The 22,326-nt window shown below is 37.7% G+C and carries 22 protein-coding genes and 1 pseudogene; 15 read left to right on the top strand and 8 right to left on the bottom strand.

Annotated features, from left to right (window positions below):
- Window positions 1–81: 81 nt before the first annotated feature.
- Window positions 82–1,254: an anhydro-N-acetylmuramic acid kinase AnmK gene (gene anmK, locus LQ188_RS11465; RefSeq protein ID WP_230176882.1), complete on the bottom strand. Its 1,173-nt coding sequence runs from the start codon at window positions 1,252–1,254 to the stop codon at window positions 82–84.
- A 117-nt stretch (window positions 1,255–1,371) separates the two neighbouring features.
- Window positions 1,372–2,982 (bottom strand): family 10 glycosylhydrolase, encoded by a 1,611-nt coding sequence (locus LQ188_RS11460; protein WP_101222297.1) that lies wholly within the window; start codon window positions 2,980–2,982, stop codon window positions 1,372–1,374.
- A 340-nt stretch (window positions 2,983–3,322) separates the two neighbouring features.
- Between LQ188_RS11460 and murQ the strand changes: the two genes are divergently transcribed.
- The 10 genes from murQ (at window position 3,323) to LQ188_RS11410 (ending at window position 11,820) form a co-directional block, all read left to right on the top strand.
- Entirely contained in the window at window positions 3,323–4,207 is an 885-nt protein-coding gene (gene murQ, locus LQ188_RS11455) for an N-acetylmuramic acid 6-phosphate etherase (protein ID WP_101222296.1), read from the top strand.
- A 41-nt stretch (window positions 4,208–4,248) separates the two neighbouring features.
- A complete protein-coding gene (locus LQ188_RS11450) occupies window positions 4,249–4,554 on the top strand; it encodes a PTS sugar transporter subunit IIB (protein WP_061463755.1) in 306 nt (101 codons plus the stop codon).
- A 49-nt stretch (window positions 4,555–4,603) separates the two neighbouring features.
- On the top strand, window positions 4,604–5,893 hold the full coding sequence (locus LQ188_RS11445; protein WP_101222295.1) for a PTS sugar transporter subunit IIC: 1,290 nt from the start codon (window positions 4,604–4,606) through the stop codon (window positions 5,891–5,893).
- 69 nt (window positions 5,894–5,962) lie between these two features.
- Window positions 5,963–6,247 carry a hypothetical protein gene (locus tag LQ188_RS11440; protein ID WP_230176881.1) on the top strand — a complete coding sequence of 95 codons (285 nt, stop codon included), beginning with the start codon at window positions 5,963–5,965 and terminating at the stop codon, window positions 6,245–6,247.
- Window positions 6,248–6,282: 35 nt separating this feature from the next.
- The gene (locus tag LQ188_RS11435; RefSeq protein ID WP_290370116.1) at window positions 6,283–7,629 is read left to right on the top strand and encodes a 6-phospho-beta-glucosidase; all 1,347 of its coding nucleotides are present in this window, start codon (window positions 6,283–6,285) and stop codon (window positions 7,627–7,629) included.
- 80 nt (window positions 7,630–7,709) lie between these two features.
- The gene (locus tag LQ188_RS11430) at window positions 7,710–8,039 is read left to right on the top strand and encodes a PTS lactose/cellobiose transporter subunit IIA (protein ID WP_101222292.1); all 330 of its coding nucleotides are present in this window, start codon (window positions 7,710–7,712) and stop codon (window positions 8,037–8,039) included.
- 14 nt (window positions 8,040–8,053) lie between these two features.
- The gene (locus LQ188_RS11425) at window positions 8,054–9,139 is read left to right on the top strand and encodes a DUF871 domain-containing protein (RefSeq protein ID WP_230176880.1); all 1,086 of its coding nucleotides are present in this window, start codon (window positions 8,054–8,056) and stop codon (window positions 9,137–9,139) included.
- 51 nt (window positions 9,140–9,190) lie between these two features.
- Window positions 9,191–10,087 (top strand): BadF/BadG/BcrA/BcrD ATPase family protein, encoded by an 897-nt coding sequence (locus tag LQ188_RS11420; RefSeq protein ID WP_230176879.1) that lies wholly within the window; start codon window positions 9,191–9,193, stop codon window positions 10,085–10,087.
- A gap of 25 nt (window positions 10,088–10,112) precedes the next feature.
- Window positions 10,113–10,979 (top strand): MurR/RpiR family transcriptional regulator, encoded by an 867-nt coding sequence (locus LQ188_RS11415; protein WP_101222289.1) that lies wholly within the window; start codon window positions 10,113–10,115, stop codon window positions 10,977–10,979.
- A gap of 115 nt (window positions 10,980–11,094) precedes the next feature.
- Complete coding sequence (locus LQ188_RS11410; protein WP_230176878.1) at window positions 11,095–11,820, top strand: GntR family transcriptional regulator; 726 nt, start codon at window positions 11,095–11,097, stop codon at window positions 11,818–11,820.
- Window positions 11,821–11,981: 161 nt separating this feature from the next.
- Here the strand turns inward: LQ188_RS11410 and LQ188_RS11405 are convergent, their stop codons facing one another.
- On the bottom strand, window positions 11,982–13,184 hold the full coding sequence (locus LQ188_RS11405) for an MFS transporter (protein ID WP_230176877.1): 1,203 nt from the start codon (window positions 13,182–13,184) through the stop codon (window positions 11,982–11,984).
- Between the two features lie 25 nt (window positions 13,185–13,209).
- On the bottom strand, window positions 13,210–13,800 hold the full coding sequence (locus tag LQ188_RS11400; protein WP_353616216.1) for a TetR/AcrR family transcriptional regulator: 591 nt from the start codon (window positions 13,798–13,800) through the stop codon (window positions 13,210–13,212).
- A 408-nt stretch (window positions 13,801–14,208) separates the two neighbouring features.
- Here LQ188_RS11400 and LQ188_RS11395 point away from each other — a divergent pair, with 408 nt between their 5' ends.
- Complete coding sequence (locus LQ188_RS11395) at window positions 14,209–14,949, top strand: VCBS repeat-containing protein (protein WP_230177078.1); 741 nt, start codon at window positions 14,209–14,211, stop codon at window positions 14,947–14,949.
- A gap of 201 nt (window positions 14,950–15,150) precedes the next feature.
- On the opposite strand, the gene LQ188_RS11390 is transcribed toward LQ188_RS11395, so the two are convergent.
- On the bottom strand, window positions 15,151–15,771 hold the full coding sequence (locus LQ188_RS11390; protein ID WP_230176876.1) for an SDR family oxidoreductase: 621 nt from the start codon (window positions 15,769–15,771) through the stop codon (window positions 15,151–15,153).
- A 473-nt stretch (window positions 15,772–16,244) separates the two neighbouring features.
- Between LQ188_RS11390 and LQ188_RS11385 the strand changes: the two genes are divergently transcribed.
- Window positions 16,245–16,871, top strand: a complete 627-nt coding sequence (locus LQ188_RS11385) for a hypothetical protein (protein WP_034311227.1) — start codon at window positions 16,245–16,247, stop codon at window positions 16,869–16,871.
- A gap of 236 nt (window positions 16,872–17,107) precedes the next feature.
- Window positions 17,108–17,621: pseudogene (locus tag LQ188_RS11380) on the top strand (hypothetical protein); the annotation flags it as partial.
- A 248-nt stretch (window positions 17,622–17,869) separates the two neighbouring features.
- On the opposite strand, the gene LQ188_RS11375 reads toward LQ188_RS11380, so the two are convergent.
- A complete protein-coding gene (locus LQ188_RS11375; RefSeq protein WP_153246145.1) occupies window positions 17,870–18,034 on the bottom strand; it encodes a hypothetical protein in 165 nt (54 codons plus the stop codon).
- 275 nt (window positions 18,035–18,309) lie between these two features.
- Between LQ188_RS11375 and LQ188_RS11370 the strand changes: the two genes are divergently transcribed.
- On the top strand, window positions 18,310–19,290 hold the full coding sequence (locus LQ188_RS11370) for an MBL fold metallo-hydrolase (RefSeq protein ID WP_101222283.1): 981 nt from the start codon (window positions 18,310–18,312) through the stop codon (window positions 19,288–19,290).
- Window positions 19,291–19,633: 343 nt separating this feature from the next.
- On the opposite strand, the gene LQ188_RS11365 is transcribed toward LQ188_RS11370, so the two are convergent.
- Window positions 19,634–19,795, bottom strand: coding sequence for a hypothetical protein (locus LQ188_RS11365; protein WP_161784845.1), 162 nt, complete (start codon window positions 19,793–19,795; stop codon window positions 19,634–19,636).
- 318 nt (window positions 19,796–20,113) lie between these two features.
- Complete coding sequence (locus tag LQ188_RS11360) at window positions 20,114–20,932, bottom strand: histidinol-phosphatase (protein ID WP_230176875.1); 819 nt, start codon at window positions 20,930–20,932, stop codon at window positions 20,114–20,116.
- Window positions 20,933–21,175: 243 nt separating this feature from the next.
- Here LQ188_RS11360 and LQ188_RS11355 point away from each other — a divergent pair, with 243 nt between their 5' ends.
- Entirely contained in the window at window positions 21,176–21,811 is a 636-nt protein-coding gene (locus LQ188_RS11355) for an FMN-dependent NADH-azoreductase (RefSeq protein WP_101222282.1), read from the top strand.
- The last annotated feature ends 515 nt before the right edge of the window (window positions 21,812–22,326 follow it).

The raw sequence follows: 22,326 nt of genomic DNA, 5'->3' as shown, positions 1-22,326 counted from the left end.
AGAGTCCGCGATGATTCTTCAGGTTCAAAAAAGAGTGGAAGGCACATCAAATATCGATGTGCCTTCCACTTTTTTAAATGGTTAAAAAGTATTTTTATGCTCCTTCAGATATGAAGGAGGGAAGGTCATGCTTCCTAGGATGACATCGAAGTCAGCACCGGTAGCCTTGGGGACGTTACTCGTATTACCATGGAAAGTCTCATTTGCTAGTAATGCAAAGGCCACTGCTTCCTTCGCTTCAGAAGAGTACCCCAACTCTTCTTGAGTCAAAACTTGAATAGAATTTCCAAGCAGTGATTGCATCATATTTAATAACGTTTTGTTATAGCTGCCTCCGCCGCCAATTATCACTTCTTCAATATTGGTTTTTGGAAAGATGAATTTTCGATAGTTCTCCACAATCGACTTTGCTGTAAACATCGTTACTGTAGCTAAAATATCATGACTGGGAAGTGATTCAAACATCTTTAATAGTTTTACTACATATTGCTTGCCAAATAATTCCCTGCCAGTTGATTTTGGCGGAGGGCTCATAATATAAGGATGGCTGATACAATAAGATAAAAGTTCGTCATTAATTTGTCCTTGTTTAGCTATGTTACCACCTTCGTCATAGCTAATATTGAACAATTGGCGGCATACTTCATCAATGATCATATTCCCAGGCCCTGTATCAAAGGCATACATGTCATTCAGAGATGCCTGCTTGGGTAAGACGGTTACATTTCCAATGCCCCCTATGTTTTGAAGTAATCTTCCCTTCGTTTCACTTCTATAAAGAATGTATTCGGTAAAAGGAACAAGAGGAGCTCCTTGTCCACCAGCAGCCATGTCCATCGTACGGAAATCAGAGATTACAAGTGTGTTTGTATCGTGAGCAATTACTGCAGCTTCCCCAATTTGTAAAGTGGAGGGTATATAATTTTGTTCTTTTAAAGGCTGGTGGTAAATGGTTTGTCCATGGGATCCAATAAGATCCAGTTTATTTATGGGAAATCCAGCTTTATGACAAACTTCCTTTACTGCATTGGCAAATAATTTTCCTAATTTAAAATTCAAACTGCATATTAACTGCACATTGGATGTTTCTGCAGATAAAGACTGCATAATTTCTTTTTCAATATCTTTTGGAAAAGGGCATGTCATGAACTCAATCATTTCCATTTCAGTCTCAAGTCCACTATTATTCACCCGAACAAGTGCAGCATCAATTCCATCCAGTGATGTTCCGGACATTAATCCAACTATGTACATCGTCATTCCACCTACTTCAATTCTTTTATAATCCTGACTTAGCAGCATATGCAGCAGTGTATGCTGCCATTGTTCACTGAGATATAACACTTAAGCTATAAAGCTATTTCTTGAAGATCATTTTACTTTTATATAAATCTGCCTAGTTTGTTTACTTTCATTGTGGGTACGGTCCAATGCTGTCACAACATATGTGTAAGTCTTGCCTTTTTCTACACTGCCATCATTAAACAATTGACTTGTATTTTCTTTATGCACTGTGGCAAGTAAGTTCGTTGAATCTTCAATGTTTCCTTTTTTCTTCCCATCAAAACGATAAATGGCATAATAAGATGCATCTGATTTCTTATGATCGTGAATTTCAAATTGTATTCCATCTCCTGATTGTGTTGAATTTCTCACCATTGGAGCCTTTGGTGCATGATCATCAATCCAAGGCATGGCTGGAACCAATGCGGGATGCTTATAAATATCCCCGCTTAACCGATCTGCTATCCCAAGGGGGTTTTTCCGTAAATCTTTGGCACTGAAATGCATGCTTCCATCAAATTCCTTATATGTTCGATTCAGTTTTAACTGGTTTGGCATTTCTTCAGGATTGAACCAGTTTTGCACACCGTTGGACTCTGTATTAATTTTATAGTCTCCTTGTCCAATATAGAGTTGAACATTTTTACCTTCGACTTCTTTTGTCCACCAATCAAGAAGTTTGGCATAGTCAGCTACTGGCAATCCTATATTCCAATATAATTGAGGGGCAATATAATCAATATATCCATTATTGATCCACGTTCGGGTATCTGCATATAAATCATCATAATTCGTTTGTCCTGCGGCAGTGTCAGATCCTGTGGGATCAACTGCTTTGTTGCGCCAAACTCCAAATGGACTTATACCAAACTTCACATATGATTTTTCTGCCTTGATTTCTTCATTTATATTCTTAACAAGGTTATTTACATTATCCCTGCGCCAATCTTCAACATTTGTAAATCTATCTGCTCCATATTTTTGATAGGAAATTTCATCTGGGAAAGGTACTCCTGCAATCTTGTAAGGATAGAAATAATCGTCCATATGGACTGCATCGATATCATAATTCTTAACAACTTCCATTATTCCATCAATCACAAACCGCTGTACGCCAGGAATGCCTGGATCAAAGTACAATTGTTGTCCATATGGTATGACCCAATCCGGGTGCTTTCTGGCAGGGTGAGATTCTGGAAGATTATCAATATCCGATATTTCAGCTGTTTTACCTAAAGGCATAGTAATGCGGTAAGGATTAAACCACGCATGAAATTCCATATTACGCTCATGTGCTGCTTCTACCATGAATGCAAGAGGGTCATACCCGGGATCTTTTCCTTGGACTCCTGTTAAATATTTTGACCAAAGACCGTATTCAGAAGGATAAAAAGCATCCGCAGTGGGTTTAATTTGCATAACGACAGCATTCATTCCCATCGCTTTTTGTTCATCCAAATATTTTATGAATTCTTCTTTCTGTGCTGATATGGATAAACCAGGTTTGGAAGGCCAGTCAATATTTAACACACTTGCAATCCAAGTTGCGCGAAGTTCCTGTTTTACATAAGTCGTTGTTTGAGGAATTGTCCCAGATTCTGCATTTGCTTTCAAATCAGCTGGAAGGAGAAGTGATCCCCCCACCAAAGCGGCTAGAGCCAATGAACCCAATTTTTTCTTAGTAATCCTTTCATTCATCAATAGTACAACCTCATTTCATTACTAATATTTATATTTAATTATTTGTAAGCGTTAACAAATAATGAATATATGAATTTGTCATCTATGAATAGTGAGATATGATCTAACAATAAAAAGAATCGTAGGTTTGGTTCACGAAATGGCTACTCGGTTTGCTTTTTAGTTTTTAGTAGAAAGCTAACATTCAACCAATCAATTTAGGTATCTTACTTTTATTTTAAAATTAAATTTTAAAAATGTATATACAATATTGAAATTAATTTTTAATAGTGATATATTCTCTATAGCAAATAAAGTTTCACCACTTTCACCACTGAAATAAAAAAGGATGATATGTATGCTTGAGCATTTAACGACAGAGCGTCGTAATGAAAAGACCATGAGTTTAGATGAAATGGGAACACTGGAATTTTTAGAGGTGATGAACGAAGAAGACACTAAAGTTGCCCATTGTGTAAAAAAAGAACTTCCGCAAATTTCTAAAGCCGTGGAGATGATCGTTGAAGCCATGAATAAAAACGGCAGATTAATTTACATGGGTGCAGGAACAAGCGGGCGCATCGGTTTATTGGATGCAGTAGAATGTCCCCCAACATTCAATACCGATCCGAGTGAAGTAGTGGGTCTTATAGCTGGTGGGGAAAAGGCTTTCATTAAGGCGGTTGAAGGTGCTGAAGACAGTTTTGAATTAGGTCCTGAAGATTTGAAGAAAATCGAATTAACAAACAGGGACGTCGTAGTGGGCATTGCAGCTAGTGGACGCACTCCATATGTTATTGCTGGATTGGAATATGCCAATCAAGTTGGTGCAGGAACTGTGTCGATAAGCTGTAACAAAGGTTCTGAGATAGGTAAGATCGCAAAAGTTGCGATTGAAGTTGTAAACGGGCCTGAAGTCCTGACGGGTTCTACACGTTTAAAAGCTGGAACATCGCAAAAGTTAGTATGCAACATGCTTTCCACCGCCTCAATGGTTGGAGTTGGAAAAGTTTATGGTAATTTAATGGTAGATTTACAGTTAACTAATGAAAAGCTGGTTGAACGTGCAAAACGTATTATCATGGATGCTACTGACTGTAGCTATGAAATTGCAGATGAATACTTAGAAAAGGCAAATGCCCAGCCTAAAATTGCAATTGTCATGATTTTAACGAATGTATCATATGAAGAAGCCTCAAATCGTTTAGTGAAAGCACAAGGGTTCATTAGAAAAACGATTTAACGCTTTTAATAAAAAAAATAAAAAAATTGGAGGAACAAAGAATGAAAGTATTATTCGTATGCTCAGGTGGTATGTCTAGTGCAATCGTTGTAAGCGCTTTAAAAAAGGAAGGGGAAAAACAGGGTGTAACCATAGAAGTATTGGCAGTCGGCACTCAAGAATTTGATGCAGAAGTACGAAATGGCTGGGATGTTGCAATGGTAGCTCCGCAAGTCAAACATCGTTTCGATGGCTTTAAGGCATCGGCAGATGAAGCAGGCGTCCCATGTGAAGCCATTCCAGCCCAAGCTTACAGCCCTCTTGGCGGACCTAAACTATTAAAACTGGTAACGGAACTAGCAAAATAATAAACTAATTACTATTTCTTTTCACTAAACGTAAAAGGGGAAAACACGAATGGACAAGTTTGTAGCTTTTTTAGAAAATAATCTTTCAACACCTATGGCTAAATTGTCTGAGCAAAAACATTTACGCGCGATTCGGGATGGTGTGGTTTCTGCGTTACCTTTCATCATCTTTGGAAGTTTATTCTTGATCATTGCATTTCCGCCCGTTGCAGCAGATACTGCATTAGGTGAATGGTCTGCAAAACATATCGCTGAAATTTTAATACCATATCGATTAACGATGTTTATCATGACGCTATATATTACTTTTGGTATAGGCTACAGTTTATCTCAAAGCTATAAACTTGACCCGCTATCTGGAGGTTTACTATCATTAGCAGCCTTCTTGTTCACAATTGGTGTAAAGATGATGGATGATGTGGGGTTTGTTTTGCCAATGACAAATCTCGGAGGCCATGGTCTTTTTGTAGGAATGATTGTATCCATTTTTGCTGTCGAAATTTTACGTCTTTGTAAGACAAAGAATATCACGATTAAAATGCCTGATTCTGTTCCAACTTCAGTGGCCCGTTCATTTGAAGCATTAATACCAGTTTCAATTGTACTGCTTGTCATGACATTAATTACAGTCGTTTTTGCTGTTGATTTACATTCACTTGTTGATAAAGCGGTTGCACCACTCATCAGTGCAGGCGATACATTGCCAGGTGTATTAATTCCAGTATTTTTGATTACATTCTTTTGGTCATTTGGTATTCATGGCGTTTCAGTAGTAGGTGCCGTAGCTCGTCCGGTATGGGAAGTATACTTGGGGAATAACTCGGCAGCAGTTGCAGCTGGAAAGGCAATTCCCCACATAGCTCCTGAAACATTCTTCCAATGGTTTATTTGGATTGGTGGGTCTGGTGCAACCTTGGGTTTGGTAATAGCCATGCTCTTAACGGCAAAATCCACCTATAGTAAAGCAATGGGGAAAGCAACAATTGTGCCAAGCATTTTTAACATCAATGAACCTGTTATCTTTGGGATGCCGATTGTATTGAACCCGGTACTTATTATTCCATTTATCATTACACCGCTAATTGGTGCGACACTTGCATATATAGCAACATCCATCGGACTTGTGAACCCGACATATGTAATGGTTCCCTGGACATTGCCCGCTCCAATAGGTGCCTACCTTTCAACAGGCGGTGATTGGAGAGCCGTTGTTCTCGTGATGGTGAATTTAACAATTTCAGTCCTTATTTATCTGCCATTCTTTAAGATGTACGATAAAAAGCTTCTAGCACAGGAAAACGTGGTAGAAACAACGGATAATCAAAATATCGCTTTATAAGGAATACCTAAAAGGGAGTTTGGGACTAAATGCTCCAAACTCCTTTTATAAATTGAGGGGGGAAAGGATATGAATTCAACATCCAGAATTCACTTTTTTAGTTACAAAAGTGCCTTTCTATTTTTTAGCTTCATTCTTGTTTTTAATTTTATCTTTAACGGATTAATGAATGCCTTTGAGATAAATAAACAATTATCACTGTACTTGGGAAATACCTTTGCCATAAGCGCAGGATTGACGATGGTTGTTTGTTTTGTTGAAGGTAAGTTTAAAAACAAGAAACATGCATCACTATTATTCTTGTCTTTATTAGCGGTGAGCGCACTGATTTGCTATGTAATAATCTATAAATGAAAATTCAGATTAGCTAACTATGAGGTGTTAGGGGAATGGAAATGAAAAAAGGGTTGAAGATTGCCACAATTGGTGGAGGCTCCAGTTATACACCAGAATTAATAGAAGGTTTTATTAAACGATATGATGAGTTGCCAATTAGGGAACTGTGGTTAGTGGATATTGAGGCAGGAAAAGAAAAACTGGAGATTGTAGGAACCTTAGCAAAACGGATGGTTGAAAAAGCAGGACTTCCAATGGAAATACATCTAACGTTAGACCGCCGGCAAGCCTTGCAAAATGCCGATTTTGTCACGACGCAAATGAGAGTGGGATTACTTGATGCACGAATCAAGGACGAGCGGATCCCGTTGGAATTAGGATTGATTGGTCAAGAAACAAACGGTGCAGGAGGATTGTCCAAAGCATTACGAACTATACCTATTATTCTGGAAATTGCAGAAGAAATGCAGGAGCTCTGCCCTGATGCTTGGTTAATTAACTTCACAAACCCAGCGGGGATGGTAACGGAAGCCCTTCTCCGCTACAGCAAGCATAAAAAAGTCATTGGGGTATGCAATGTTCCATTTAATATGCATATGTCTATTTCTAGCATGCTTGGTGTGGATAGGAAGAGAGTTCATATAGATTTCGCCGGGTTAAACCACATGGTATTCGGGATGCATGTATTCGTTGATGATCAAGAAGTAACAGATAAAGTGCTTGAAATGCTTGGCAATCCTGAGATTCAGCTGACGATGAAGAATATTGCCCCATTGGCTTGGAACAGAAGATTTTTGAAATCCTTAGGAGTGGTGCCTTGCCCGTACCATCGTTATTATTACAAAACAAAAACGATTTTAGAAGAAGAATTGGAAGCATTCAAAACAGGGGAAACTCGAGCTGAAATTGTGAAAAGATTAGAAGAAGGTTTGTTTCACCTATACAAGGATGAAACCCTTGACATCAAGCCTCCGCAATTAGAGCAGCGCGGTGGAGCTTACTACAGTGATGCAGCGTGTAACGTCATTTCTTCTATTTATAATGATAAAAAAGACATTCAAGTGCTAAATGTACAAAACAATGGATCGCTTACTGATATTGATTATGATTCAGCAGTAGAAGTAAGCTGTATCGTCACGAAGAATGGACCAATTCCTTTGGCTATGGGGAAATTACCCATACAAGTGCATGGCTTAATCCAACAAATCAAATCATTTGAAAGAATTGGTGCAGAGGCAGCCGTTACAGGTTCTTATGATAAAGCATTATTGGCTTTAACGATTAACCCGCTTATTCCAAGTGATGACCTGGCGGAAATCGTTTTACAAAAACTTTTAAAAGCGCATGAAGAATACTTACCGCGATTCTTCAGTGAAAGTGCTGTTCCGACCATCAAGTGAATGGTGTTTTAAACAGTGAATATGGATTACAGTAATCCAATGAACCTTCATAATCTAACATAAAATAGGAGTGGAATGATATGTCAACTGAAATGAACAATAACGAAATGGAAATTTTTGAAATAATATCACATAGTGGAAATGCAAGAGGATTAGCATTCGAAGCACTGAAAGAAGCGGAAGAATTTAATTTTGAAAGTGCAGAAGAACTAATTAAACAAGGCCAGGAAGAATTGAACTTGGCCCATAAGACACAAACCAAGCTAATTCAAGCAGAATTGAATGGAGTTCCAAGTGAGAAAACTTTATTGATGATTCATGCTCAAGATCACTTGATGACGGCAATGAGCGAACAAAAACTAATTGAACATATGATTCGCATTGTAAAAAAGCTAGCCCCACAACAGTAAAGAGGTGATTAAAAATGGGTAAACTTGGTATATCTATCTATCCAGAGCATTCAACCGTCGAAAGAGACATGGAATACATTGCACTTGCACACAAATATGGATTCAAAAAGATCTTTACTTGCTTGCTTTCTGTCGAAGGTGATAAAGAGAAGATATTAAAAGAATTTAAAGAAACGATAGTTTATGCCAATCAATTGAATATGGAAGTGATGGTCGATATTGCTCCCCGTGTATTCGGTTCGCTAGGCATTTCTTATAATGACTTATCGTTTTTTGCAGAATTAGGTGCATATGGAATCAGGCTGGACATGGGTTTTACAGGTAACGAAGAGTCGGTTATGACACATAATCCATATGACCTGAAAATTGAAATAAACATGAGCAATGCAACAAAATATTTAGATAATATTATGGATTACAAACCAAATAAAGAGAATTTAGTTGGATCGCATAACTTCTATCCGCATCGCTATGCAGGATTGAGCTATCCTCATTTTATAAAATGCTGTGAGTCATTCAAAAAGCATAATATCCGCACGGCAGCTTTCATCAGCTCACATGCAGCAACGTACGGTCCTTGGCCTGTAACGGAAGGATTATGTACTTTAGAAATGCACCGGGAATTGCCGATTACAACACAAGCGAAACATTTGTATGCGACAGGGTTGATTGATGATGTAATCATTGCAAATGCTTACGCATCTGAAGATGAATTGAAGCAGCTTAGCCTGTTAAACAGCGGTCTGTTAACATTTAATGTTAACCTTCACGAAACCATAACAGCACTAGAGAAAAAAATAGTATTGGAAGAATTCCATTTTTACCGTGGAGATGTTTCCGATTATTTAATTCGCTCGACTCAATCACGTGTGAAATATAAGAGCGAAGAATTTAAACCAACATATACGCCTGATATCAGGCGCGGTGATATTTTAATTGAAAATGAGCTCTATGGACAATATAAAGGGGAATTGCAGATTGCATTAAAGGAAATGAAGAATTCGGGGAAAACAAATGTAGTTGGCCGAATAACAGAAGAGGAAATTTTTCTTCTCGATTATTTGGAACCATGGGGGAAATTCCAATTCAATATTAATTGATCAGGGAAGGAAGGTGATATTCCTTCCTTTTTTACTGAATAGGAGAATAATATGAATTATATTATCGGAGTTGACGGCGGAGGCACTAAAACTGAAGCAGTGGCTTATGATTTAGATGGAAATAAAATTAGTGAAGGCATAGCGGGGTTTGGAAACCTGCTTATTAATGAAAAAAAAGCCATCGCTAACATTATACAGGCAATTGAAGAATGCGTAATGCCCATTAACAATGGAAGCTGCCATTACATTTGCTTAGGATTAGCCGGGTATGGAGGAGTTGAAAATCCGCAGGGCATAAAAAGTGCATTAAGCATGGCATTTAAGGCCCCGTTCACCATTGTAAATGATGCAATTATCGCTCATGCTGCTTTGCTTAAAGGAAATGATGGCATTTTGACCATATCCGGAACTGGATCTGTAAGTATCGGCATCCATAAAGGAATCGAGAAATCGGCTGGTGGCTGGGGACACATCCTTGGGGATGAGGGAAGTGGCTATTGGATCGCCATGCAGGCTTTTATAAAAATGACGAAAGAAGAGGATGAGGGGTATATCTATAGCCAGCTATCACAGTCTATACTTCAAAAACTTGGCTACAACAGTGTTATGGAACTGAAGAAATTCATTTATTCTGCCACGAAATCCGAGATTGCCTCATTTGTTCCCCTGATTGTCCAACATGCGGTTAAGGGCGATGGTTTCTCGCAAAATATTCTGAATCAGGCTGGGTACCACCTTTCAAAACAAACGCTTGAGGTTATCAGGAAGTTAAAGTTAAGTGGGAATGTTACAATTGCAATAAAAGGTAGCATCTTGACAAATATACCATTGGTGCAAAGCTCTTTCATCAATCATATTAAACTTGAAAATCCAAATGTGAATTTTGTTTTGGAAGACGTATCAGCTACATTAGGTTGTTATTACATAGCAATGAAGCATTTAAAGTAAGTATAGATCAAGGAGAGTAAATCATATGCACGTCGAAAATATTATATTGAGAATTGAAAGCTTATTAAACCAGTTGCCTAAATCAGAACGGAAAATTGCACAATATATTTTAGAAAATCCAAACGACATTATAAGAATGACGATACATGAATTAGCTGATCATGCCAATGCCAGCAGTTCGGCCGTAACGAGGTTCTGTCATTCTATAAAAGTTAACAGCTTTTCAGAACTGAAGGTATCCCTATCATCCCTGATTTCCCAACCTGAGAAAAAAGGTTTCCATGACATTGAGCCTAACGAAACAATAGCGTCCATTAAAAATAAAATAGTTTCCAACTCTGTCCAAGCTATACAAGAAACTGCGCATTATTTGGATGAGTCCGTTCTTGACAATATCATTGAAACCATGAGGAGTGCAGATGTGATTTATGTCTATGGTTTAGGTGCATCATGGCTCGTTGCTGAAGATATTACACAAAAATGGTTACGGTTAGGAAAGATTGTAAGTGCCAATCAAGACCCGCATATTACGGCAACTGCACTGGCTGCATCATCAAAGAATACCGTTTTTTTCTGTATTTCCAATAGTGGCGAAACTGAAGAAGTCCTTGAACTCGTTGATATTGCTAAAGCATATGGCATAAAGACAATTGGTTTATCGCGACTGGGGAACAATGGACTAACTAAAAAAGTTGATATGTCCCTAAATCATGTACGTGCTCCGGAGGCTAAATTCCGAAGTGCTGCAACAAGTTCGCTTTTTGCACAATTTCTAACGGTCAGCATCATTTTCTATGCATATGTTTCAAAATTCTATAATGAAAATAAAAATGAAATTGAACGTTCAAGGGAATCGGTATTGAAATTCACAAAAAGGAATTTGGATACTTAGAAAGGCGAGTCATTACTTATCGTGTTCAAATGCATGGATAAGATTGATGAGCGTTATGTTTCCAATCAGTATGCCTTGTGAAATTTCATAACGATGAAAGGAAGATGTACGCTGAATGATCCAAAAGAATTCTCCCAGTCCCATTTATCATCAACTTGAAGAGGAGATTAAAGGAGCGATTCAAAATCTTGAATTGGTGCCAGGAGAGATGATTCCTTCAGAAAAAGAATACACTGAAAAATATGGAATAAGCAGGATGACTGTGAGACAGGCCATTTCTAACCTAGTGAATGGCGGTTATTTATATAGGCAGCGCGGAAAAGGAACATTCGTTGCCCAACAAAAATTGGAGCGGCCCTTGCAAGGATTAACAAGCTTTTCGAAGGATATGATTTCAAGAGGACTTGAACCAAGTACACGATTTATCAGTTTTACGGAGATCAATGCTGATCATGACCTTGCTGCAAAGCTTGATGTTGAAGCAGGAGCTCCTATTTTCGAGCTGGAACGTGTTAGGCTTGCTGATCGGTTGCCGATGGCATATGAAAGGCTATTTATCTCTAAAAATCTTGCCCTGGATCTAACGGAAGAAATAGCCATAACTTCCATGCATGACTATGTAGAAAAAACGTTTGGTTTAAAAATTCAGCATGACCAGGTAATTGAAGCTGCGATTGCTCAAAAAAAAGAGGCGGAAATGCTCGAGGTAGTCGAAGGTGCCCCTGTATTGCTGATTGAACGAAGAAGTACCCTGGATACCAATCAACCACTTGGGCTTGTCAGATCTGTCTACCGGGCAGATCGATATAAATTCGAAATCGATTTGGAGCGGTTATCATGAGCAAAAAAAGTAGTAGTAAGAATCCCGTTCTCAAAAAGATTACTAAAAACCCCCCTTGCCCAAATATGGGCAAGGGGGGTTTTTAGTAGAATATCATCTTTCAAGTTTGGGAGTTTTCCAGCTCGAAAAGGAAAGGTACGAATAACCATCCGGGACTTTCATTATTTCGCTAAGCTTTCTGTCAATCGGTTTTCTTTCCAAATGACTGTAATGCCAAGGCCAATGACGATAATGACAGCAGCGAAAAGGTAAGGGTAGTGGATGTTTACGTCAAAAAGCAATCCTCCCATGGATGGCCCGGCGATATTCCCTAAGCTCGTATAGGTGGAGTTCATTCCAGCAACGAATCCTTGTTCTTTCCCGGCAGCTTTTGATAAAAATGTCGTCAAAGCCGGACGAAGAAGGTCAAATGCAAGGAATATGAAGCAAGTTACCACTAGTACTGCCGAAAAACTGGAAATCATAGTGGATGCTACCGCAAAAATTGCACCGACGATTAAACATAATTGAATAAGCTTCTTTTCGCCGAGAATATCTACCAGCTTTCCAAACATAAAGACTTGCACAACAACTCCGAAAATAGAGCTTATTGTAATGATAATGGCAATATCCTTCGGCGTGAAGCCGAATTTATGATCAGAAAATAGGCTAAAAACCGTTTCATAGGCTGATAAACCAAAAGCGAGTACAAATACAATGATGAACGCAATAAAGTAAAGCGGATTTAGTGATTTTTTTATATCGCCCATAAAGTTTGTTTGCTTAGTATTAGCGGAAACTTTTGCAAGCTGTTCCTTTGTCATCGGCTCTTTTAAAATGAATATCGATGAAAGGCATGCTAAAAAAGCAATGGCCGCCGCAAGGAAGAAGGGCAAGCGTATACCATATTCTGCAACAAAGCCACCGATCCCGGGTCCTATTATAAAGCCCAAGCTAATTGCGGCTGAAATATAGCCCATTGCTTTTGGCCTTTCCTGAACGGATGTAATATCTGCAACATATGCCGTAACACCTGGCATGATGAAGGCAGCACTGATACCCCCAAGGATCCTTGATAAATAGAACACGGATACGTTTGTCCCTACACCGAAGATAAGTTCTGAAACACCAAAAAGGAATAAGCCGATGATGATGATTTTCTTTCTGCCGTAACGGTCAACCCAACGACCTGCGAAAGGTGACATAATAAGCTGTGAAACAGCAAATACGGCAACAAGATAGCCCATCGTACTTCCTGATAAATGCATGATATTCATAAATGACGGCATAACGGGGATGATGAGTCCAATTCCCAGAAAAGCAATGAATATATTGCTTAGAAGAATGATTAATACCGCCTTTTGTTCTTTAATTGGTTTATTCATGTTTTAACACCACTTTCTTTGTGAATCATTCTTGTGAAATACCTCTCCAAAAAACTTTCCAAGAGGCTGCTAATTTATCCTTCAGCCGTTTCTCATCATTGCCGTATACAAGCTCAAGCAAAATGGAATCCACAACTCCCAGAAAAGCATAGGTCGGTGTTATGGCTTCTTCATCGACGATTAATTTGGCCTTGATCCAATCATGGAATTTGCATTCAAGGATCTCCTGCACTTTTTCCTCGATATCCATCACTTCCTGCCCGATTTCTTTTTCAAGATGTGCTGGCGGAAAAAAGGACATACGCAGCCAAAACTTTATATGCTCATTTTCTTGGAAAAGATCGATGACCAATTGTAGGAATCCAAATAAATCTTTTTCAGGATTTTTTGAATCAACTTTACTGAAATATTGGAGTTTCGAAGATAGCTCCGTCTCTTTCGCATCACGTAAAACTTGCAGAAAAAGATCATCCTTGCCTTTAAAATGAGCGTAAATGGATTGCTTTTTCATGCCGACTTCTTCAGCTATTTGAGAAAGCGACGCTCCTTCATAACCATGAATCGTAAAATATTTTAGAGCGGCGTCCTTAATTTCATTACTTTTCAATAATATCACCCCATAATTTAACGAACGTTCGTCAGTTATAATAGCAAATTAAATAAATTTATGCAAGCGAATTTGTTTATTGTATTATGCCCAGAAATCATAATTAGGCGATATATTTTAGAAGGACAATATTGTTGTTTCCAGCAATAGATATGCACTCAAGGCTATTCACTAAATTCCCGCATATAATTCTATATGGATAATAAAGAGACAGGTGGGATGAAGGTGGATACGTATGACATTAGAAAGGTGATTCAATACTATTACACAAAAATACAAGAAACGAATCATCCTTATTATTGGTACTGTTTGGCTGAGACTCAAAGTAGGGCCGGGTTAACAAGTGAAGCAATGCAAACGATTGATAACGCGTTGTCGTTTCCAAACCCTTATCCTTCAAGGCAGGAACTGCAAGACATGCAACTGAACCTCCAAACTGTTCTTACAAGGGAAATGAACTCCAACAGAACAGTCATAGTGACATCAAAGCAAGGCGATATTGATGGGGACGGGATAAAGGACAATGTTTTTCTAACTGCAAACAAAACCCCTGATAGCCCCTTTTGGAGGGATATAACTTTGGTTATCCAAAATGGGAGGACTCATCAATATCAACAAGTTCCCATGAAAAATAACGCAGGATATAATCCGACCATTTTTCTTGGTGATTTTACAGGTAATAAGGGGGATGACATTTTAGTGGTCATTGATACAGGAGGAAGCGGTGGCTCCATTTATGCGTATGTTTTTGCATATCTTAACGGTCAACTCATGACCATTTTTAATTCAGATACTTTCAATGAAACCTATAAATACGATGTGAATTATGAAAACCATTACAAGGCAAAGGTGAATAGTACTTACCTAAAAGAAAGGTACATTCTTGACCTTACTTATAAGGATAAGGACTATTTAGCTGAAATATATAACAAGGATGGTGTACTGAAGGCGCCAATAGAAGGGTGGGTCAATCCTTTATCTGGTTTATATCCGGTTGATTACAATAGGGATGGCATATATGAGCTCGAAGCGTATCAGAGGATCGCAGGGAGATACAATGCCGACTCACTAGGATTTGTACAGACCGTATTGAAATGGAACGGGCTTGCTTTTGCTCCTGACCGGCAGAATGTGGCTATTTTTGGAGGGGAAATATAGCACAATGGAATAGAAGTTCATGAACAAGGTACAGGCGAAATCTTCGCCCTAATGAAACCGGAAAATATTCTTGGCAATGGTTCAGCTGATTGTGTGCATTTACGAAAATTGTACCGGCTTTCAAAGAGGACGTGATGGTTTCTTTACTTCATCTAAGATTAAACAAATTTTTTCAAAGGGGAGTATCGCTAATTGGAATTATTAGTAGGCAATGCCTACACGTGATTTTAAATAATCGCTACTTTTTATTTGGCTGAATGCAAATTCTGCTGTATCCGGGACCGATATTTCAACCCCATCCTCCGGCAAAAAGTCACCTTCTACACGATACGTACCAACATTTTCTCCATCGGGCAGATACGTAGGACAGACAATCGTCCATTGAAGTGTTGATTGTTTAAGTATATCGTAAACTTTATGATGCTCTTTCGCTGCGCGGGTAGACCTTCGCTTCGATTCACTAGACTGATAACGCAGAGAATTGGGGGTTGTTCTGCTTTGCAGGATTCCTGCTGTTCCAATGGTTATAATTCGTTGTATTCCTTCGTTTTCCATTGCTTCGATAATCAGGGGCATACTTGCTGATAAAGTGGTTGTCCCATCAGTATTAAGCGCACTAATAACAACATCAATCCCATGCATGGCACGAACGATATCAGTTTTATTTAATACATTACCTTGAATAATGGTTAAATTGGCATTGCTTATTCCAATCTTCTCTGGATTGCGTACTAAAACTGTAACATGATGCTTATCATGCAGACCGTAAGTAACTAATTGACCCCCAACTCGTCCAGTTGCACCCAAAATTAAAATATTCATAGAAACGAGCCTCCTTTTTGCGAATACAATCATTCGACTAACATTATATCGTCATTTTCAACTAATGGGGAGTTTTGTGCATAAAATCATTATAATCCAGTTTTTGCTGGCGGTACCCCATGCCCAAGAGCATTTTCCCACAATCTTTTTGTGGGTATATTTTTTCCTCAACATTGAATTCATCCAAAAGCTTATTGTGGATAGCTTAATGAAAGATTACCTATTTCCTGCTTCAGATAAATTAAATAAATTTTTTATAAAATTATTCATATTTAGACAAAATTACTAATTTTTGTTTTATAAAGCCTTCTAATATGAAATCCTGTTATGTCCAAGCTCACTTATTCCTTTTCCATATACTAATAAAAAAAGGAGGTGAGAAAGTGAGTAAAAGTAAGAATAGCTCTTCACGCAAGGATGAAGAGAAAGTGAGTAAAAGTAAGAATAGCTCTTCACGCAAGGATGAAGAGAAAGTGAGTAATAATGAGCATAGCTCTTTACGTAAAGATAAAGCGAAAATAGAATCGGCACACCAAGAGTGTATTGATCGTGCTTATCGTATTCCTATATTTTTAAGTACGACGACTCATTTAAATGACAACCAACAACGGTTTCTAAACCGTCTAATTTTAGAGATTGAGAATGCTTTGCTTTTTCCGCGTACATTACCATTAAGCGAAAGTTATCCTGAATCCATTTTAACTGATATTCGTCGGTTAGTTTCATCAAGCTATGGAATGTTGGCAGTAAACCTTCGTCGTTTTAAAATTCAAACAGTTGATGTCAATGCAGGACCCCTTCCACCTTCCACTCCATTCTGGACAGGATCAGTTTATTCACAAGTAGAACCTTCAATGGCTTTTCAATTTGGTCTACCCTTATTATTAGTAAGGGAAGAAGATACTGACGCAAATAATGGAATTTGGGCAGGAGGAATTGCCCCACTCAACCTATTTATAGTTTGGCATTCTGAAACTCAAACTGTAGATCAATTCTTTAACACTCCTGAATGGAGATCAGCCTTTGCAAATTGGAGTGCACAAGTAAGAAATGCTTTTTATATACAGACAGAGCCTCAGTTCAAGTACAGATGTGAATGAAACCCTGGTACTTTAGCAATAAGTCGAAAATATACAATGTTTAGTTCACCTTTATATATTTTCGACTTATTCACACAAAAACAAATATTTCCTTTTTGTTATCACGAACAAAAAGATTTACTTCATAAAAACAGACTTTATAGAAGAGAGACGGCCGGGTCTGGTAACATCCGAAGGCATTGCGTATATTTTCGTTAAAATGTTGGCGGGACCCCATCGCCATCAAGCTAAGGTGAATTTGTATCATCATAAAAAAACGAGAGTTTCAAAACTACTTATCTCCATCTTCTCTACAACAATTAGCTAAAGAAGTTGGTTTTGTTCAACGTACAACTAAATATCAAGCACAAGAATTAATTGCTTTATGTGTATGGTTTAGTCAACAGTCGCGAGTAACACCACTCAGACAATTGTGTAGCCGCCTCGAAGCATCTACAGGTGTCCTCATGAGCCCTGAGGGGTGGGGAGTTCCTCCACGTTTAGTAGGAAAAGCGAGGGAAAATGATAAAACCACCTTCAGTTCCACGGGTCTACTAACCATTCAACCGAAAGGCTTATACATAAGGGATTTAGGGTATTTCGACTTACACGCTTACAGAAAATGAATGATGAAGGTGCTTACTAAATCTCACGTTTGAAGTTGAATTCTCGTATATATCGTAAGAATGATGAACCAGAGTTTTTTTGGAATGGGACTGTGAAGAAAGGTACTCTCTTTATTCAGTTAGAACGGAAGAGCTTATGAATCAATTTCAACATGGATGGTTTTTTTGTCATGCGGTATTTTTAGCGTTACCATAGCAAATTAAAGAGAACGTCCTTGTATATTATCTCTTGCGCGCGTACCTTGATGGCGATGTGGCGGTATCCCAAGAAGAAAAACGTTCGTTGATAAGGAAACAAAACGGGCCGCTCAATAGCTTCATGAGGGGCCCATTTAACGTGAAAAAAATATAAAAACGTCTTAAAACAAGTCAATAGCGACCACAATTTTGCCCCTAATATCCCTGTCCTTCTTTCGATTTTAGAAAAGCATCAACGGATTCATCCAATAATTTTTCCCGATTAGGATCTTCATTGACATCTGTATCCACTTCCATCACGTCGTTTAATCGACTAACCTGACTTTTTGGCTGAGCTGGATTATTTTTTTCTTTTGGCATATAAACTCCTTCTTGAACAGTTATTTTTTATTTAGTATGAACGATTCATCCAATATTCACTAAGATTATTTCCGCTTCTTTCCCAAATTGAGTCCGGTTGTCTTAATGGAAGGTTGAAACAACATACACGATATTCTTTCGGTTATTATTGACTGAATATTATAAATATTGTAATATTTATTTTGCGTATTTGTTTTTTTGAAACGAGGTTTTATATTCAAAACAACTGGGTTTTCCTTGTGTACAGTCAAATAATCTGACAGGAGGTTTTTGTTATGAAGAAAAGAATAAGAAATACTTCGTTTGGTTTTTTGTTGGTAGTGACCATAATTCTATCATTATCATTATTTCTTCCTTCATTTGGCCAAACAGCGGTCCAGCAAACCGATTTTAAAGTAACCCTATTAGGTACAGGTTCTCCACTTTTAAGTACATCCCGCTCCGGTCCAGCTACTCTTGTAGAAGTTGGTAATGAAAAACTCCTCTTTGATGCTGGACGCGGAACCGCTTTACAATTATATAAAGCGAATATGTTACCAGGAAGTGTTGATAAGTTATTCCTGACGCATTTGCATTCGGATCATACAATCGGCATACCGGACGTATGGCTTACAGGTTCCTTACCAACAGGAGGAAAAAGAGAGCAAGCATTTAAGATTTGGGGACCTAAGGGAACCGAGAAAATGATGGTACATATGAATAAAGCATTTAAAGCCGATTTGGATGCAAGGGATGACTCTGGAAATGGGAACGTTGAAGGAGCAAGTATTGTCGCAAATGATATCAAGGAGGGTATTGTCTATAACAAAAAGGGAATTGAAGTAATAGGTTTCAAGGTTGACCATAAATCAATAGAGCCGGCTTTCGGTTATCGGGTTAATTACAAAGGACATTCAGTAATTATCTCAGGTGACACCCGTTATAATGAAAATCTTATAAAATTTTCCAAAGGTGCTGATGTGGTGATTCATGAGGTTGCAGCGGCAAAACCTGATAATGAATCGGAATCAATCGTCAATATACTTGATCTTCACACTACACCGGAGGAAGCAGGTAAAGTCTTTAGCCAAATACAACCAAAACTTGCTGTGTACTCACACATAGTATTATTGGGAGGATTAACAGAAGAAAAAGCTGATTTGCTCGAAAGAACTAAAAAGACATATGAAGGAACTGTGTTAGTAGGGGAGGATTTGCTTTCCATTCAAATAGGGGACAAGGTACAAGTACAACAGCCGGTTAACGAGGCGAACTAAGCTAAAACGGACCAGCTTCAGCTATTTCATGAATGAGAGGGCTTACTTCCAAGGAAGGTTGCTGATGCAACCTTTTCCTTAATGTTAATAAAGGGACAGGCAGTTTCAAAAATGTCGATAGTTAACTCAATTGATAAAATTGGAGAAGTGTTAATTCCAGAAGAACAATGAAGAGCAAAAGGAATATCATTAACGAAAAGGGCGCTTGAATTTAATAAAAGGAAAGCACATATTATGCGTGACTAATATGTGCTCTTCTTTTTAGGAATTTATAATGTTTTAGGTCTTGAAATCTAATGCTTTAAACCATGTTCTGAAGGTATATTGAATAAGGAAGTATAAATTAAAGATACCCATTTAATACTGTGCCAAAAAGATCGAATTCAGGATCTTTTGACTGGGTTTTTGGAGGGGCTTCGGATCGCCCTATTGAAGAGTTGATACCACCTTCAACTGACTCTACAAGGGTTTCGTCATTCTCTTTATGCAATGGGTTATCAATCATCCCAAAATCAACTCCTTTTTATAAGATAAACGAATGGTTAGTTATTAATTCCCTAAATACTTTTATTTTATGCAAAAAAATATGGTGATGACTGGAATTCATTGAAATGAACGGGGAAAAACGTGTAAGCAATCGTGATGATTTTTATGACAGGATGCATAATGATTATTTTATGCCCATAAAAAAAAATGGTACCGATTCATTGATCAGTTGAGGGGTTTTGGTCTTCGGCCTTCTTAGTAGCAAAAGGATTGAAAAAGTTCATTCCACATGTGGTTACAGGAAGCTCTAATGATCGGACCTGTTCTGATTGAAAGGTTAAAGTGGAGTGAGAATCCTTTCCTTTTTAACAAAGTAAGCCCACTCAGAAAAGCCGATCTCCTTTAGTCTTTTTTTAACTAGTTCAAATTCATCGCCAATACGTTCCGGTGTATGCGAATCCGATCCAAAGGTTACCTTCACATCATAGAAAAGAGCTCGTTCTAAAATGTCATCTGATGGATACCACCCACCACAATCTTTCGTTTTACCAGAGGTATTAATCTCAATGGCGATATCTTCTGAACTAATGATTTTTAGCGTTTTTTCAATACTGTCTGTCTCAATGGAAGAAAAGGTTGGATAAAAACCTTTCATTGCATCAATATGGCCTAAGATTTGGAACACTCCGCTTTTAGCCGATTTCTGTATTAATTCATAATATTCATCCTTTACTTTTGACTGTTCTTTAGAGGTTAAGCCATTCCAACGCCCTCTTTTAAAAATGCTAATATCCTGAACATAATGAACAGATCCAATTATGTAGTCAAAAGGGTGTAAAAGATATTGATCGCGGTAGACTTCAATGTGATCAGGGAAGAAATCACTTTCCATTCCTAATAACACGTGAATTTTGCCTGCATATTTCTCTTTTAAGCGAAGTACTTCCTCAATATAAGGAACAAGTTCACTTTTTGCCATTGCAATAGTTGGGTAGAAATGGTCGTCCTCACTATAAAAATATGGAGAATGATCAGAAATCCCAATATAATGCAAGTCGTATTCGATGGCTTGCTTTACATAATCCTCAATTGTGCCGATAGCATGTCCACAGCGTTCATGGTGAGTGTGGAGATCAAATTTTATTGAATTCGTCATTTACTTAGTCCTCCTAAAGTGAACCAGATTGTCTTATTTTATCATATCCAAAATTCATATCCTTTCTCACAAAATGAAAGAAGATTTATACCTTACTACCCTCGAAAACGAATTTATATCCTACGGATTTAATTTTATACCCATCAATTAAAGATATTTTAGTTCGAGTAATTGTATAAGTGTTGAATTTCCTAGGCAAAATAAAATGTTCAAATATGTAAAAGGAAAGGAAGGATATATAGAATGACAAAAGTATTGTACATCACGGCTCATCCTCATGATGACAAGCAATCTTACAGTATGGCCGTTGGAAAAGCATTTCTTGACACTTATAAAGAAGTAAATCCTAGCCATGAAGTTGTAAATATTGACCTTTATAAAGAAAATATTCCTGAAATTGATGTGGATGTTTTCAGTGGTTGGGGGAAACTTCAATCTGGAAAGGGTTTTGAAGAACTCTCGTCGGAAGAGAAAGCAAAAGTTAGTCGACTTTCAGAGTTATGTGAGCAATTTATAGCGGCGGATAAATATATATTTGTAACGCCTTTATGGAATTTCTCGTTTCCGCCAGTAATGAAGGCATATATTGATTCCGTTGCAGTTGCAGGTAAATCATTTAAATACACCGAACAAGGCCCAGTTGGTCTTTTAACTGATAAGAAAGCCTTGCATATTCAAGCTCGTGGTGGAATTTATTCAGAAGGACCAGCTGCTGAACTGGAAATGGGTCACCGATATCTAAATATCATTATGCAATTCTTCGGAGTGCCTTCCTTTGAAGGTTTATTCGTTGAAGGACATGCAGCAATGCCAGATAAAGCACAAGAAATAAAAGAAAATGCAATAGCACGATCAAAAGATTTAGCTTCTACTTTTTAAAAAAAAGAGTCAACAACTTGTTGGCTCTTTTTTTCATAATGAAATGGTGATATATGGATTTACCCTCACTACACCAATCATGCGTATTTCTCTAATAAAGGAATATGCTTTTTTATTTAGTCTAATAGTGGTTATAGGGGGGGAACTTGTAATAGAAATAGCTGAAAGTGAGGGAAGAAGCTAAAAAAGGCCCATAAGGGTACCTTGATTAACTAAATTGACTATTTTAGAAATAATTTAAAGTTATCAAGTTAGGCGTTCAAATTGCCGGAGAATCTCATGCATATCAACATAAGATTTTTTCTCAATGATATTGCCATATGTAACTGGTAAAAGTACCACAAGTGAAAATTTAACGTATTTTCCCGTAGCAGGGATACTTTATTATAAGTATAACGGTTGTATAAAAAATCAGAAAAATATAAAATGTATTTAAATTAGAGTTTTTTTTATTTACAAATTGTAATTTGGGAGACTAATAAAACTTCTATTTTTAGAATCATTAAATTTATTAA

The organism is Peribacillus sp. Bi134 (genome assembly GCF_918698065.1).
GTDB lineage: Bacteria > Bacillota > Bacilli > Bacillales > DSM-1321 > Peribacillus.
This window is presented reverse-complemented; position numbering and strand designations above follow the sequence as displayed.

Coding starts and splice junctions, on each gene's coding strand:
- anmK (WP_230176882.1), bottom strand. CDS start 1,254: ATGTACATAGTTGGATTAATGTCCGGAACATCACTGGATGGAATTGAT.
- LQ188_RS11460 (WP_101222297.1), bottom strand. CDS start 2,982: ATGAATGAAAGGATTACTAAGAAAAAATTGGGTTCATTGGCTCTAGCC.
- murQ (WP_101222296.1), top strand. CDS start 3,323: ATGCTTGAGCATTTAACGACAGAGCGTCGTAATGAAAAGACCATGAGT.
- LQ188_RS11450 (WP_061463755.1), top strand. CDS start 4,249: ATGAAAGTATTATTCGTATGCTCAGGTGGTATGTCTAGTGCAATCGTT.
- LQ188_RS11445 (WP_101222295.1), top strand. CDS start 4,604: ATGGACAAGTTTGTAGCTTTTTTAGAAAATAATCTTTCAACACCTATG.
- LQ188_RS11440 (WP_230176881.1), top strand. CDS start 5,963: ATGAATTCAACATCCAGAATTCACTTTTTTAGTTACAAAAGTGCCTTT.
- LQ188_RS11435 (WP_290370116.1), top strand. CDS start 6,283: ATGGAAATGAAAAAAGGGTTGAAGATTGCCACAATTGGTGGAGGCTCC.
- LQ188_RS11430 (WP_101222292.1), top strand. CDS start 7,710: ATGTCAACTGAAATGAACAATAACGAAATGGAAATTTTTGAAATAATA.
- LQ188_RS11425 (WP_230176880.1), top strand. CDS start 8,054: ATGGGTAAACTTGGTATATCTATCTATCCAGAGCATTCAACCGTCGAA.
- LQ188_RS11420 (WP_230176879.1), top strand. CDS start 9,191: ATGAATTATATTATCGGAGTTGACGGCGGAGGCACTAAAACTGAAGCA.
- LQ188_RS11415 (WP_101222289.1), top strand. CDS start 10,113: ATGCACGTCGAAAATATTATATTGAGAATTGAAAGCTTATTAAACCAG.
- LQ188_RS11410 (WP_230176878.1), top strand. CDS start 11,095: ATGATCCAAAAGAATTCTCCCAGTCCCATTTATCATCAACTTGAAGAG.
- LQ188_RS11405 (WP_230176877.1), bottom strand. CDS start 13,184: ATGAATAAACCAATTAAAGAACAAAAGGCGGTATTAATCATTCTTCTA.
- LQ188_RS11395 (WP_230177078.1), top strand. CDS start 14,209: ATGCAACTGAACCTCCAAACTGTTCTTACAAGGGAAATGAACTCCAAC.
- LQ188_RS11390 (WP_230176876.1), bottom strand. CDS start 15,771: ATGAATATTTTAATTTTGGGTGCAACTGGACGAGTTGGGGGTCAATTA.
- LQ188_RS11375 (WP_153246145.1), bottom strand. CDS start 18,034: ATGCCAAAAGAAAAAAATAATCCAGCTCAGCCAAAAAGTCAGGTTAGT.
- LQ188_RS11370 (WP_101222283.1), top strand. CDS start 18,310: ATGAAGAAAAGAATAAGAAATACTTCGTTTGGTTTTTTGTTGGTAGTG.
- LQ188_RS11365 (WP_161784845.1), bottom strand. CDS start 19,795: ATGATTGATAACCCATTGCATAAAGAGAATGACGAAACCCTTGTAGAG.
- LQ188_RS11360 (WP_230176875.1), bottom strand. CDS start 20,932: ATGACGAATTCAATAAAATTTGATCTCCACACTCACCATGAACGCTGT.
- LQ188_RS11355 (WP_101222282.1), top strand. CDS start 21,176: ATGACAAAAGTATTGTACATCACGGCTCATCCTCATGATGACAAGCAA.